General features: G+C 41.5%; 11 protein-coding genes. 6 read left to right on the top strand and 5 right to left on the bottom strand.

From position 1 onward, the window contains the following. Window positions 1-87 precede the first annotated feature (87 nt). Window positions 88-2,733, bottom strand: coding sequence for an alanine--tRNA ligase (alaS, locus tag MB380_RS08750; RefSeq protein ID WP_253534645.1), 2,646 nt, complete (start codon window positions 2,731-2,733; stop codon window positions 88-90). A 296-nt stretch (window positions 2,734-3,029) separates the two neighbouring features. Next, the gene (locus MB380_RS08745; protein WP_253534643.1) at window positions 3,030-3,923 is read right to left on the bottom strand and encodes an alpha/beta fold hydrolase; all 894 of its coding nucleotides are present in this window, start codon (window positions 3,921-3,923) and stop codon (window positions 3,030-3,032) included. A 321-nt stretch (window positions 3,924-4,244) separates the two neighbouring features. Between MB380_RS08745 and MB380_RS08740 the strand changes: the two genes are divergently transcribed. Then, window positions 4,245-5,681, top strand: coding sequence for a leucine-rich repeat domain-containing protein (locus MB380_RS08740; protein WP_253534642.1), 1,437 nt, complete (start codon window positions 4,245-4,247; stop codon window positions 5,679-5,681). After that, entirely contained in the window at window positions 5,681-5,989 is a 309-nt protein-coding gene (locus tag MB380_RS08735; RefSeq protein WP_253534640.1) for a helix-turn-helix domain-containing protein, read from the top strand. Before MB380_RS08740 ends, MB380_RS08735 begins: the two co-directional genes overlap by 1 nt. Before the next feature lie 27 nt (window positions 5,990-6,016). On the opposite strand, the gene rlmB is transcribed toward MB380_RS08735, so the two are convergent. Together rlmB and MB380_RS08725 are read right to left on the bottom strand one after the other, a co-directional pair. Further along, a complete protein-coding gene (rlmB, locus tag MB380_RS08730; protein ID WP_253534638.1) occupies window positions 6,017-6,841 on the bottom strand; it encodes a 23S rRNA (guanosine(2251)-2'-O)-methyltransferase RlmB in 825 nt (274 codons plus the stop codon). Next, complete coding sequence (locus MB380_RS08725) at window positions 6,814-8,088, bottom strand: GWxTD domain-containing protein (protein ID WP_253534636.1); 1,275 nt, start codon at window positions 8,086-8,088, stop codon at window positions 6,814-6,816. Before MB380_RS08725 ends, rlmB begins: the two co-directional genes overlap by 28 nt. Before the next feature lie 293 nt (window positions 8,089-8,381). Between MB380_RS08725 and MB380_RS08720 the strand changes: the two genes are divergently transcribed. Beyond that, window positions 8,382-8,798, top strand: coding sequence for a GNAT family N-acetyltransferase (locus MB380_RS08720; protein WP_253534634.1), 417 nt, complete (start codon window positions 8,382-8,384; stop codon window positions 8,796-8,798). A gap of 109 nt (window positions 8,799-8,907) precedes the next feature. Continuing rightward, the gene (locus MB380_RS08715; RefSeq protein WP_253534632.1) at window positions 8,908-10,194 is read left to right on the top strand and encodes a Gfo/Idh/MocA family protein; all 1,287 of its coding nucleotides are present in this window, start codon (window positions 8,908-8,910) and stop codon (window positions 10,192-10,194) included. Window positions 10,195-10,243: 49 nt separating this feature from the next. Here MB380_RS08715 and MB380_RS08710 read toward each other — a convergent pair whose 3' ends face one another. Then, window positions 10,244-11,821, bottom strand: coding sequence for a DUF5723 family protein (locus MB380_RS08710; RefSeq protein WP_253534631.1), 1,578 nt, complete (start codon window positions 11,819-11,821; stop codon window positions 10,244-10,246). 166 nt (window positions 11,822-11,987) lie between these two features. Here MB380_RS08710 and MB380_RS08705 point away from each other — a divergent pair, with 166 nt between their 5' ends. Continuing rightward, window positions 11,988-13,418 carry a circularly permuted type 2 ATP-grasp protein gene (locus tag MB380_RS08705; RefSeq protein WP_253534629.1) on the top strand — a complete coding sequence of 477 codons (1,431 nt, stop codon included), beginning with the start codon at window positions 11,988-11,990 and terminating at the stop codon, window positions 13,416-13,418. A 116-nt stretch (window positions 13,419-13,534) separates the two neighbouring features. Next, entirely contained in the window at window positions 13,535-14,089 is a 555-nt protein-coding gene (locus MB380_RS08700) for a DUF6580 family putative transport protein (RefSeq protein WP_253534627.1), read from the top strand. Window positions 14,090-14,180 lie beyond the last annotated feature (91 nt).

The following is a 14,180-nucleotide window of genomic DNA, read 5'->3' as shown; positions in this document are numbered from 1 at the left end:
AAGTAGCAGCAAAGCTAATAGCATAAAAGGCCCTTCACCGTTGCCAGGGAAGGGCCTTTTAAATGTTGCCAAAACCATAACGTGGTTCTAGATAAGGCTTTTGCCTTTCTCGATGGCCTTTTCAAGGCCTGCCACGTCACTACCGCCTGCGGTTGCAAAATGTGGTTGTCCACCACCGCCGCCTTTCATTTCTTTGGCCAGTTCTTTCACAATATTGCCTGCATGCAGGTTTCTGTCTTTCTGCACAGCCTCATCAATTATTACCGCCAACTGAGGTTTGCCACCAATTTCGGCACCTAGAACCCCGTAGAAACTACCCACCTGATTTTTCAATTCAAAGGCCAGTTGTTTCAGTGCATCGGCTGATGGTACGGTAACCTTGGCCGTCAAAGCATTTACCCCGTTAATTTCTTCAACCCTGTTGAGCAATTCTTTCTTCAATTCCTGCAATTTCTCGTTTTCAAGCACCTCCAGTTTTTTCTGTAAGGCGGCCTTGTCGGCAATGAGCGTTTCAACAGCTTTTAACAAATCAGCAGGATTTTTCAGTAAAGTTGCAATCTCATCTTTTACTTTCAGGTCTTCCTTGATTCTCTCCATTGCTTTTTCGCCTGTCAAAGCCTCTACCCTGCGCACACCGGCGGCAACCGACCCTTCTGAAATAAATTTAAACAAGCCGATGTTCCCGGTTGAGGGCACGTGTGTACCTCCACAAAGCTCAACCGAAAACTGAGGGTCAAAAATTACTACACGCACAAAATCACCATATTTTTCACCAAAAGTAGCTGTGGCTCCCAAGGCAATAGCCTCATTAATTGGCATATTCACTTTAGTTTCAAGTGCAATATTCTCACGGATTTTCTCATTCACAATGTCTTCAATACTGGCCAGTTCTTCGTCCGTTACTTTAGCAAAGTGCGAGAAGTCAAAGCGGGTAACGTTGTCGTCCTGATATGAACCTTTCTGCACTATGTGGTTGCCCAACACTTTACGCATGGCAGCCAGCATTAAGTGTGTAGCGGTATGGTTAGCCATTATTTTCTGATGTCGGGCCTCATCTACACGTGCCAGCACGGCGGTAGCGGTATTCAATACTTCCTCCAGATTTTTGTCTCTCGAAATATGAATAAACAAATCGTTTTCCTTTTTGGTATCGGCAATATTAATTACATGGTTACCCACCACAATGGTTCCGGTATCCCCTACCTGGCCACCCATTTCGGCATAAAATGGCGTGCGGTCTAGCACAATATGGTATTCTTCACCACCCTTTGTTTTAACTTTACGGTATTTTTCAATCTGCGCTTCAGAAGAAAGCTGGTCATAACCCACAAACTCAAAGTCTTCTCCTTCGTTCAGTTCAACCCAGTCGGTAGCCTCTTTGGCAGAATCTTTGCGCGAGCGCTCTTTCTGCACTTGTAACGCTTTCAGAAATCCGTCTTCATCTATTTGATACCCTTTTTCGCGCGCAATAAGAGCGGTTAAATCAGAAGGGAAACCGTAGGTATCGCTCAACTCAAATACCTGGTCACCGGCAATCATTTTTCCTTCTGTAGCTCCGATAATGGCATCCAGGCGTTTCAAACCGGTTTCAAGTGTGCGCAGAAACGTTTTTTCTTCTTCTTCAATCACCTTAGCCACAAAATCCTGCTGAGATTTTAGTTCAGGGAAAACATCCGCAAACTGGTCGGCCAATACAGGCACCAGCCTGGTCATAAATGGTTCGCTGAACCCTAAATATGAATAACCATAACGAACGGCACGACGTAAAATACGGCGGATAACATACCCTGCCTTGGCATTTGAAGGTAACTGGCCGTCGGCAATGGTAAAGGCAACGGCGCGTATATGGTCAGCAATTACACGCATGGCTACATCAACATAACTATTTGATGACAGCGTGCCGTTTTCGCCGTATTTCTTGCCCGACATCCCCTCTAATACAGTTATTGTATTCTGGAAAATATCGGTATCATAGTTTGATTGCTTGCCCTGAATGGCCATACAAAGGCGCTCAAAGCCCATACCGGTATCCACGTGTCTGGCTGGTAAAAGCACCAAAGATTTATCTGCCTTGCGCTCAAACTGCATAAATACGTTGTTCCAGATTTCAATTACCTGCGGATGGTCGTTATTTACCAGCTCTTTTCCGCCTATTTTATCTACCTCTTCCTGGCTTCTTAAATCTATATGAATTTCAGAGCAGGGGCCACACGGGCCGGTGTCGCCCATTTCCCAGAAATTATCTTTCTTATTACCTAAAATAATCCGGTTTTCGTCGCCTATCAAACCTTTCCAGATATCAAATGCTTCCTGGTCAAAAGGTACCCCCTCGTCAGGGTTGCCTTCAAAAACCGACACGTAAATTCTGTCTTTGGGTAATTTATAAACTTCTGTGAGCAACTCCCACGACCATTCCAGCGCTTCTTTCTTGAAATAATCACCAAACGACCAGTTACCCAGCATCTCAAACATGGTATGGTGGTAGGTGTCAAAGCCTACATCTTCCAGGTCGTTATGCTTTCCGCTTACACGAAGGCACTTCTGAGTATCCGCAATGCGTTTAGACGGGGGCGTTCCGTTGCCCAGAAAAAAATCTTTAAACTGTGCCATACCTGAGTTATTGAACATCAGGGTTGGGTCATTCTTGGCCACAAGCGGTGCCGATGGAACGATGAGGTGTCCTTTACTGCGGAAAAAATCTAAAAAAGCCTTACGAATTTCGTGCGAGGTCATATCTGCGTCGGGTAAATTTATGAATGTACGATTGACTGCTTATCCTGACTAGCCCAAAAGTGCTTTTCAGATAAACATTCACGCTGAATCAGAAGCAGTTTAATTAACTTCTGACCAAAGTTTTATTACTAATGTTTTGTTGTATTAAACTGGCTGCAAATTTAGACTAAATTACAGACTATTTGAAGTGTTATCTGATAAAAACAGAGGTTACTACTTTATTCAATCCAAAGCGTATATCGCTTATAATAAAATTTTGCTGCCCAACTACACATTAACGCTTGCAATAGAAACCATCAGAGCGGTTTCAGATGCGTTAAAATGACGGGCATTATCTTATCAATTACCGGTTTTGAAAATTGGTGACCCATACCCTCTACCCACAGCATGGTTGCTCCGGGTATTTTTGGAGCATAAATGCGCGCATGAATTGGCGGAATCAGCGGGTCGGCGGTGCCATGAATAACCAGCGTTCGAGCCCTGATTGATGGAAGTTCGTTCAGGCGTGACCCCGAAGCCACAATACCACAAAACTGCTGGAATCTGGCACGCGGATTCTGCCCTTTTCTGATTTCGATTGCCTCGGTAAAAACATTAAGCAGATGCTCTCTGTTGACCGGAAAACCTTTTCCGTTCAGTTTGGTAAAAGTTTTCACATAACCTGCTACCGAAACGCGTCTGGTGAAATAGCGTGTATTTAAACGGAAATTTCTGACAAAAAAGGGAACCAGATAATAAAACAGACGACCCTTGAAAAAAGATACGGCTGCGGGGTCAAGTGCAAAGCCTGACGACATAATTGAGGTAAGGCTAAGCACTCTTGGCTTATACGAAATAGCTATGCGCTGCGCTATCATACCCCCCATAGAAACCCCGATGATATGCGCCTTATCTATAATCAAAAAATCCATCAGGCTAATTGTATCTTTGGCCATATCTTCAAGCGTGTAGGGCCTTTTTGGGTGCCATTGATCGTTCATCCAGGTCGACAGCCCGATATCTCTGTTATCGAACCTGATAACATAATAGCCTGCTTCCACCAGAGGCCTCATGAAATCGAAAGAAAACAAGATGCTCTGGGAATCAAGACCCATAATCAAAACAATGGCAGGATTTTCTTTTTCTCCGAACGCCTCAAAATAAATTTCAATGTTATTGCAGGGAGCCTTGCCCGATAAAGTTGGTTTCATCTGATTTAATAAAACAGCTTCATGACTTTCTTTTAACACGTTTTCCGGAACACTGACGCTTATTTAATTACTGGCTTTGGCACAGTAATACCATAGTTCCAAAAGATTTCCTGATAAAACTACCAAATTTTTGATAGGTATTTTTCTAAAGCACAATACAAATATACATTTCTATATGTTTTTTCAAATTATTTTAAAATTAAGCGCTTGCATTAAATGGCATGGAAGCAACCTGCATTTAGATAGATTCAGTGAAAAAAACAGAAAAAAAATATATAACTATGTTTTTAGTTATATATTTGTGCACTAAACAAAAACTACATGAAAAATCTATTATACCTTCTTTTGCTTGTTTCATTTAGCGCTATGGCGCAACAAAAAGTTTATCGCGCCAGTGTTTTTGAGAAGAAAGTAATGACCCTACAGGAGGGCCGTAAAAAGTATCCTTCTTCAACAATTATCGATCTAAATACCGATAAAAGTAAGGCTATTATAATGGATGCCACAGTAAAAAAAATAATTAATGATTTTAACCTGATGGCCATCAAGACGGGTAGCCCACTGTATCAGTATAGCGAAATAAAGAGTATCCCGGTTGAGTTATTTGTGCAACCTAATGGCACTATTGATTATTTTAAATATGGTTTTCAGGGCGAAATTGTGGGTAGGGTTAAAGGCAATAGCCCGTTTTTTAATGACTCATTAAACACAGAAAACACAGCAAAATTTGTTGCTTTGGCAGAAAATTTCTGCCTGAATTATAAACTACCTGCAAACCCTAGCAAAACTAATTTTAGTGTCAATATAATGCTGAGCATCGGCTCGCAGCCGAAAAAACCAAGTAAAACCTATATCTGGAATATACAAATGGCAGAAGACTGCGACAAACCGGATACCGTAAAAACGTTAATGCTTAATAATTTAAATCTGACCTCGTTCCCAAAGGTGGTTTTCAGGTTTAAAAATCTGACAAAGCTGGATATTTCCAACAACTATATTGAAAAAATACCTAAGAAGATTTCTGCTATGCCGCATCTTAAATTTCTGAGCATTAGCAATAACCCGGTAAATGCCCATAAAATCAGATTTAAAAAGAATACGCATCTGAAAGACCTTAATCTGCAATACACGGGCATGCGCATGATACCGCGCACACTGGCCAGAAACCTTAAACTTGAAATTTTGTTTCTTGGTAATAACCGGTTTGAAAAATTCAGAAAGCGCGACTTCAGAAAAATGGATAGCCTGAAAGCACTTAACTTATACAATGCAGGCCTGAATGAGGTACCATTGAATATTATAAAACTGAAAAAGCTGGAAGAGCTGGATTTGTACTATAACAATTTAAAAAAACTACCTGATGCCATTTGCGATATGCCCGGCTTGAAAACCCTGGCGGTGTCTAACAATGAGCTATGGGCGCTGCCTGCAAACCTTGCCTCCTTAAAAACATTGGAAACGTTGTATGCACATCATAATCGCCTGACTGAATTACCGGCACTGCCAGATTTAAAACTGCTGAATATTGGGCATAACCTGTTTAAAGTTTTTCCGGAGCAGGTGTATCAGCTTACAAACCTGGTTGAATTTGATATTACCCATAATCAGATTAAAGAAGTACCAAACCAGCTAAGAAAGTTCGGTAAATTAAAACAGGTGTTTATTGAAGGAAATGATTTTGTAAAAATTGATGCTAAAAAGGAAGATTTGAGTAAATTAGTGACCGATTTAGAGAAAAAAGATATTCTGGTACGTTAATGAAACTATTCTATACAACCAACGAGGCAGCAGAGATACTGGGGGTGGCGGCCTCTAAGATTCGGTTCTATGAAAAACAGTTTAATCTGAAATTTGAGCGTATTGGCCGCGACCGTAAACTAACCCAAAAAGACCTTGACAAACTCCGTGAAATAATTGATGTAAAAAGCAAGGGTACATTAACCCTGAAAGGCGCCGAAAGAACAATAAATAAGAAAACTGACCTGAATAAAAATAAAAATGCTCTGAAAGCCAGACTACTGACCATCAGAGCATTTTTACAGGAAACACTTGACGAAATGGCCTGAAAGGCTATCTGTGGCAAGTGCCTGCAGTTAAAGTCTTTGCCTTACGGCCTCGTACAAAATAACTCCTGTAGCAACTGACACATTCAATGACCCAATCTTGCCCAACATAGGTATTTTAGTTGAGTGGTCGGCTTGTTCTAAAAGGTTATCAGATATACCGTCTTCTTCTGAGCCCATCAATATGGCCGTAGGCACGGTAAAATCTACATGATACAACTCTTCGCTAGCTTTTTCTGTACAGGCCACTATCTGTATGCCAGACTGCTGCAATTCTTCAACTACTTGCGCAAGGCTGTTTTCGCGGCACACCGGCAGGAAATTCAAAGCGCCTGATGAGGTCTTCATGGCGTCGGCATTGATTTGCGCCGCCCCTCTTGATGCCACAATAATGGCATGCACACCAGAGCATTCGGCCGTGCGGGCTATGGCACCAAAATTACGTACGTCTGTTATTCTGTCTAAAATAAGTAGCAAAGGCACTTCACCTTTTTCAAAAACATCAGCTACCACGTTTGATGTTCTGGCGTAATTAACCGCCGAAACAAATGCAATTACACCCTGGTGGTTTTTCATTGTAATCCGATTGAGTTTTTCAATCGGTACACGCTGCACGGGTAGGTCTCGTTCTTTGGCCAGCTTCTCTACTTCTGCATGGCCAAACTCTCTTTGAATTAATATCTTTTCAATTTCTTTGGTGCTTCTCAGCGTCTCCAATACAGATTGCACACCAAAAACTATATCTGGTTTCGATGGTTTTTCAAAATTTGGTCGGGCAAAAAACTTTGGTTTTTTGTTATACTCCGGACGACCACCGGACTCGGATCTTACTCCGCTACGTTTCCTGTTCTCCATGCTTCTACAAACGGATACCAATAGGCCTGATACTCGGGATACCGGACAAGCTCATAATAGTTATCTGTAAACTGATTTGGTTTCTTATTAAAAGTAAATATAATTTCTGAAAAATTCTGTGTTTGTGCATACATCCACACTTCACGGTCGCGGCTGCGTTGAACTTTGTTAGGCGGGCCCAGTACAATATAAACCATGCCCTTGTCGGTTTTCCAGCCTTCTTTAAATGAGGTAAACAACTGGTTTGCCTCTTCAATTCTTCTGTAGTAGGTTCTTATTATTTTCTTAGCCAATGCCTGGTTTCCACCAGTTATTCCCAAAAAATACCTATCCATTGCCTGTTTGGAATCTGCATTCTCGCTTACGCTTCTGGTCTCCTGGCTCGTACTCATGTAAATCAGCGGCTTTACCAGTTTCTCAGGCATGGTATACCGCGGGTATCTGTTATCTACAATCAGAAATCCAAAGCCATTTCTGGTATTCATGGTGTCTTCGACTGCAAAATAAAGACCTTCGTTTTCAAGATGGAGCGGCGTACCCGATTTAACCTTCAGAATCTCTTCAATTTTCAACGACCTGAAAGGAGGCCTCAGCGACGTTGCCATTGGCGACTGAGCGGGGTCAAACTCATTGGTATATCTAATCAGAAACAGCTCATTTATATGATTATCTAAACTTCTTATTTGAAAGGTATCTTTTTTGTTGATATAGTTTCTGAAAATTGGTCTAGTGTAATCGTTCACAAAAAGCCCGTATCTGTCGCTGAGGCGGGTGGCAGAGAAATCAACCACTAAATCGTTATTTGATTTTTTACTGGTAAGCACCTCAAAAATCTCAGTAAGTAACAAGGCACGGGTAATGTTCTTCGGCCGTTGAATTTCAAAAGACACCTCAACCTTATTATCTCTCAACAGTACATTCTGCTCAGTAAAATCAACCCGGTTATATGCCAGACGGTCTCTTACCCCGTAGTCAGACTGCAACAGCCAGCTCATCCTGAAAGTCTCTTTCAGTTGCTGCAAAGCATTAACTTTTGAAAGATTCTCCACCTCCATTTCCAAAAAAACCCTGGCTAACGAAGAATCCTTCACTATATACCGGCTTTTAATAGCCACCACCACAGGTTTCACTGTGGCATCCGGATATGCCGTTGCCGCCTTGGTTTCTCTTGGCTCCCTGGTATTTTTCTTGCTGGTAGTGCAGGCTGCCAGCCCCAACAATAAAGTGTATAGTAGTATTTTTCTCATTATACCCGTTTCTTGTTCCAAATGTAGAAATTTCTTTGCTAATATTATTACTTAATGCAGAAAAACAAACAAATTGAGAACGAGGCAAATGCTTTTTTTATTGCAGATTCGCTGAAGTAATTGAGCGCAATAACCGCTTCAAAGTAAAATTGTAAGAGCCGCGCCGGTATACAAATCTTATTGCCGGCATTTATAGATGAAGAAACCGTTTTATGACCACTCTGAAAACAGCCTGGGTTTGTTTATTTTGCGCATTTCAATACATTTGTAGTGTAGACAACCAAACCAAAACTATGGAAAATACAGTACAATATGCACACGAAAAAGACCTTGACTGGCAGGAATTCAGAAATACACTTATAGCCTCAACTTTAGGTGAAAGACGCCCTGTTGACGACCTGCCAAGAATTAAAGCAATGGTTGAAAACGCTAATCTGCTCATAACGGCGCGAATCAATAACAAGCTGGTTGGTGTAGCCCGCTCTGTTACCGACTGGGCGTTTTGCACTTACCTGTCTGATTTATTTGTTGATGAAGCCTATCAGAAACATGGCATTGGCCGTGAACTGATACGGCACACCAAGCTGGCAAGCCCCGATGCCAAACTGATTCTGCTTTCGGCGCCCAAAGCCATCAATTATTACCCCCGCATTGGCATGACACACCATACCCATGCCTATACTTTAGATAATCCGGATGATCTGGTGTAAATTTTTCTTATCAAATATGAGTATCCTCTAGCACTTGTGTTGCTTCTGTTCTATAGTACCCCAACATCTATTCAATTTGATACCAAATTAATATTCAACCCTTAATTTTATGACAACCCGTAGAGATTTCCTTAAAACAACCGGAACACTGGCTGCTTTCTCGATAGTGCCAAGAAATGTTTTAGGCCGGGGTTTTATGGCACCCAGCGACGTAATAAACGTTGGATTTATCGGCCTGGGCCGGCAAGCACGTGGCTTACAGGCCCGGTTTCTTGAAACCAAAGAAATAAATCTTTTAGCTGCCTGTGATGTTGACAAAACGAAGTCGGAAAACTTCATAAAAGAGCAGTTTACAAAAAACAGCAAGCAGTATTTTGGCGAAGTAAAAACAGCGCCGCAAGTGTATGAAAACTACCTGGAGCTGCTTGACAGAAAAGATATTGACGGCGTTGTAATTGCTACACCAGACCACTGGCATGCTTCTATTGCCATAAGAGCCGCAGAAAAAGGCAAAGACATTTATCTTGAAAAACCACTTACTTTTACAGTTGCAGAAGGCCGCGCATTGGTTAATGCTGTTCGTAAAAACAACCGTGTGCTGCAAACCGGAAGCATGCAGCGCTCTGGCGATAATTTCAGAAGAGCTTGTGAACTGGTAAGAAACGGATACATAGGCGAGATTACCGAGGTGCGCGTTACCATAGGAGGCCCGCCGAGAGAAGTAGATTTTCAGCCGGAGACTGTACCTGCCGGTATGAATTGGGATATGTGGCTGGGGCCAAACCAACCTCACCCCTATCATCATTTTCTCGCACCGCGCCTTGAAGATAATTTCTGGGCTAAATGGCGCTATTACAAAGGATTTGGCGGGGGTGATGTAACCGACTGGGGAGCCCACATGTTTGATATTGCCCAATGGGCACTGGGCATGGATGAAAGCGGGCCTGTGGAACTGTATCCACCAACTGACCCAAATGCGCAACAGGGTATGGTATTTAAATATGCCAATGGGGTAAATATGATTCACCACGATTTTGGCAAAGGGAATGCCGTGCAGTTCAGAGGCAAAGACGGTATTATTGAGGTTAGCCGCTCTTTTCTGATTGTGCCAGACAACCTGAAAGATGTGCAATTAAAAGCCAATGATATTAAACTGGCGGCTCCTGTCGGGGGCAATCACTACAAAGATTTCCTCAACTCAATGAGAACCCGCCAGAAACCCCTATGTGATGTAGAAATTGGACACCGAACCTGCACTGTCTGCAATATTGCCAACATCGGGTATGAAATTCGCCGCCCTTTAAAATGGAACCCAATCACAGAACGGTTCGATGACCGCTTAGCGAACAAGAAGCTAACCAGAAAATTGCGCTCGCCTTATGGCATAAAAATATAGGCTTAATCTTAAAGCAAAAACCTTTTGCAAGCAAAAGGTTTTTGCTTTTTTACCGGATACTCCGCCATTTTCTTCTTTTCTTGCTTTTATTAAAAAAATCCTTGATGTCCTGAAAAAGCGTAAACCGGGGTTCGTAATAACAATTAGTGGGGCCCTCAGGCAATTTCCTGAACAAGGGGGCATATAAACCAAAATAAAAGTTTACACTTTTAGGATTACCTATGTTTAGCAAAGCAACCATATTATCAGTACCTAAAAAAAGTGCCCCTGCCCTGCCAGCCAGCCCAATGGCCGGTGTTTTATAACCATTATATAATGAAACCGGTGCCGACACCTCGAGCCATTTGGTTTCCCAGCGTGGTGTTATGGCAAATAAAGAAGGCTGTATCATGCTTAATGAATTATTGCTTCTGATGTTCTGAATCAGCGTAGCGCTGGCATATAGTTTATCAGAAAACGAGTAATCAAAAGTAGCTGACACCACTGCCGGAAGCGGAACATTGAAAGCATGCCGGTAGTCGGCATCTGATAAACCAAATGCATTATTCATTTGGCTGTACAATTTATCCTGCGAATCAATCTTGTTAAACGTTCCTTGTGGAATATTAACGTTGGTCTTACTGATGCTGGTCTGAAAAACCAGTTCATTATTATTGAATCTCATCTGACCCAAATCAAGCAATGCCAGACCAAATTTATACTTATATTTATTCTGGGTAGGGTCAGTTGTCATTCTGTCTTTCAATCTTACATCATATTCCTTAAAATCGGGTCTGTATTCATAAACAAAGCCTATATCTAAACCATATCCAAACCCGGCAGGAGTATTACCAAACAGCCAGTTCGGATTTAAACCGGCTGCGGCCGAAGCGCCGGTTTTTGTTAATCCGTAAGTAGCCACAGCTTTTTCCAAAAAAAGGTCCTGCTTATTAGGGTTAGCCTGAGGATTAATTTTAAAATCCACTTGATTTACCAGATAATGCACATTCAATAAAGCATTTACCCGCTTCATGGTCAGCCCTAACTTCATAAAATGGTCGGCATCTTCAATTATTACCTTGCCCACGGTAAGCCCCATTTCTACATAGCTGTTAATATTGGCATTAAAATGGTTATCAGTCAATGACAAATTAAAAATAGAAGGCTGCTTGGTGCCAAACATAATTATTTTTGCTGCAGTTATGTTAGTATTGTTCAGGTTCGTTATCAGCCTGCCTCTTGTTGTTAAACCCACAGCCATTTTTGCTTTGTCGAACGTAAACATTAATGAAGGCCCCCTTACATCAGCCCCTAAAAAAGCAGTTACATTTTTTTTACCCTGGGCCTCTTCCAGATACGTATTGGAGTAGCGAATTAGTCCGTTCGGTGCCCTGTGCTTGCCAGGAACCGTGTTAGTAACAAAGCCGAAAAGTGAATATGGCGCTCCCCATTTAACATAATTATTGGCGAAATCAACATTGGCTCCAGCCAGATTGAGGTAAACCTTATAGCGTGTATCGGCCACGTTAGCCGGATTGGCATAGATACCATGGGTACCCGAATAATTACTGGATGAGATACCCAGCCATTGCTGAGAAAACACATGAAATTGTACAAAAAGAAGAATAAAACAAAAGACCAGCCGCATCTATATAAGGAATATACTCCCTTGATTATAGGTTAAATTATAAGTTTTTGCCTAACTAAAGAACAAAACTAATTAATTATTGACAAAAACCGATATTAGATTTTGAATTAATAAACAGTTGTAATATTTTAGTAAAATAGTTTATCCTAAAAACCAAAGAAACTTTATGACCTACGACTTCAAAAACTACCAGACCGAAAATTTCTTTGACGAAATGCTTACTGCTGATGCCACTGCCCGGGTAGGAAATCATTTTTTGAAAGAGCGTATTGAAAAACTAACCATTGGTGAACTACAAACCAAACAACATGCCGCCGAACGTGCCATGATATCGGCAGGGATAACGTTTAACGTTTACTCGGAAGAGGGAGGCACAGAGCGCATCATTCCGGTGGATATTATACCGAGAGTAATTGATTCTTCTGAGTGGAACCGGCTAGAAAAAGGGCTTATCCAGCGAATTACTGCACTCAATTTGTTTCTGCAGGATATTTACAATCAACAGAAAATAATTAAAGACAAAATCATTCCGCGAGAAATTATTGAATCAAGCAAAGGGTTTCTGAAAGAATGTAAAGGGCTAACACCACCTAAAAAAATATGGATACATATAACCGGAACTGATCTGATTCGTGGAAACGACGGTGTTTTCAGGGTGCTGGAAGATAACCTCCGTTGCCCTTCCGGAGTTTCTTATATGCTGGAAAACCGTGAGTTATCAAAACAGACCTTCCCTGATGTGCTGTCGCAGTCAAGTGTACGATCTATTTCAGAGTACCCGGCCAAACTACTGGAAGTACTCCGTTACATTTCAGGCCGCCCCGACCCCACTGTGGTGGTACTTACGCCGGGTATTTACAACTCAGCCTATTTTGAACACTCTTACCTTGCCCAGCAAATGGGTGTTGAACTGGTAGATTACAGAGATCTGGTGGTATCTGGCGATTATGTAAAAATGCGTACAACGAAAGGTTTTAAAACGGTAGACGTTGTGTATAGAAGAATAGATGATACTTTTCTTGATCCGCTTACCTTTAATCCGCATTCGTTAATTGGTATACCGGGCATTTTTGATGTTTATAAAAAAGGAAACATTGCACTAGCCAATGCACCCGGCACCGGCGTAGCTGATGATAAAGTAGTATATGCCTACGTACCAAGAATTATCAAATATTATCTGGGTGAGGAAGCCATAATACCTAATGTGGATACTTATATATGCGGCGAAGAAGAAGCATTGAAATACGTATTGGAAAACATAGCCGACCTAGTAGTAAAAGAAGCCAACGAAGCGGGCGGCTACGGAATGCTTATTGGGCCGAAAGCAACTAAAAAAGAACATGACCTTTTTAGAAAAAGAATCAAAGAAAACCCAAGAAACTATATTGCACAACCAACCATATCACTATCGCGCAGCCCCTGTGTGCTTGAAGATGGACTGGAAGGCCGCCATGTAGACTTACGACCTTATATTTTGTATGGCAATGGTATTCATGTTACACCGGGCGGACTTACCAGGGTGGCCTTGCGCAAAGGCTCGTTGGTTGTTAACTCTTCTCAGGGGGGCGGAAGTAAGGATACCTGGGTGCTTTACTGATTAATGATTGTAATGTAAACGACCTATTAATTTTTGTTTGTTACATTTGCTTTGTAATTTTGCAATCCTTAATACTGAATAATCAGTAAAATCCTGATACAGAACAATTAATATTTATGAATATTACACGTTTTTCTACTATTGTTGCCATTATTGTTCTTGCAGCCATTGTAAGAATACTGCCGCATCCGTTTAATTTTACACCCATGGCAGCATTAGCTTTGTTTGGAGGCGCTTATTTTACAAATCGTTGGGTGGCAATTGCCATACCAATGGCGGCTATGCTTCTGAGCGACACCATGTATGAATTGCTAACCGGTTGGGGTTTCCACTCGGGTATGCCGGTAACTTATGGCTCATTTTTGCTGGTAACCCTAATTGGTATATTTTTTCTGAATAAAGTTTCTGTTTTAAGAGTAACCGGTGCTTCTTTAGCGAGTTCAACAATTTTTTATCTGATAACAAACTTTGCCTTTTTATACCCTGAAGCGCCCGTGCCAAACCCTATTTTAGGGAATTACCCTCATAATTGGACAGGCATTTTAGCTTCTTATAATGCAGGTCTTGAGTTTTATCAAAATCAGATTCTCGGAGACTTGTTCTATTCAGGAGTGTTATTCGGTGGATTCTATCTGCTACAAAGACGCTTTGCAGTATTGAGAATGGCTTAATTGCATAATATATCTACTAGTGCAGGTTTTTTATTAAAAGACCTGCACTAATTTTTTAAATTGCTGTATTGATATCAAGTATCCTAAACGT

It is taken from the genome of Emticicia sp. 21SJ11W-3, from assembly GCF_024138715.1.
Lineage (GTDB): Bacteria > Bacteroidota > Bacteroidia > Cytophagales > Spirosomataceae > Emticicia > Emticicia fluvialis.
Note: the sequence above shows the minus strand (reverse complement) of the source record. Positions and strands in the feature narration are given on the sequence as shown.

Bases quoted from the DNA above. Each gene is read 5' to 3' on its own strand.
- MB380_RS08720 (WP_253534634.1), top strand. From the start codon at position 8,382: ATGGAAAATACAGTACAATATGCACACGAAAAAGACCTTGACTGGCAG.
- MB380_RS08740 (WP_253534642.1), top strand. From the start codon at position 4,245: ATGAAAAATCTATTATACCTTCTTTTGCTTGTTTCATTTAGCGCTATG.
- alaS (WP_253534645.1), bottom strand. From the start codon at position 2,733: ATGACCTCGCACGAAATTCGTAAGGCTTTTTTAGATTTTTTCCGCAGT.
- MB380_RS08735 (WP_253534640.1), top strand. From the start codon at position 5,681: ATGAAACTATTCTATACAACCAACGAGGCAGCAGAGATACTGGGGGTG.
- MB380_RS08745 (WP_253534643.1), bottom strand. From the start codon at position 3,923: ATGAAACCAACTTTATCGGGCAAGGCTCCCTGCAATAACATTGAAATT.
- MB380_RS08700 (WP_253534627.1), top strand. From the start codon at position 13,535: ATGAATATTACACGTTTTTCTACTATTGTTGCCATTATTGTTCTTGCA.
- rlmB (WP_253534638.1), bottom strand. From the start codon at position 6,841: ATGGAGAACAGGAAACGTAGCGGAGTAAGATCCGAGTCCGGTGGTCGT.
- MB380_RS08725 (WP_253534636.1), bottom strand. From the start codon at position 8,088: ATGAGAAAAATACTACTATACACTTTATTGTTGGGGCTGGCAGCCTGC.
- MB380_RS08710 (WP_253534631.1), bottom strand. From the start codon at position 11,821: ATGCGGCTGGTCTTTTGTTTTATTCTTCTTTTTGTACAATTTCATGTG.
- MB380_RS08705 (WP_253534629.1), top strand. From the start codon at position 11,988: ATGACCTACGACTTCAAAAACTACCAGACCGAAAATTTCTTTGACGAA.
- MB380_RS08715 (WP_253534632.1), top strand. From the start codon at position 8,908: ATGACAACCCGTAGAGATTTCCTTAAAACAACCGGAACACTGGCTGCT.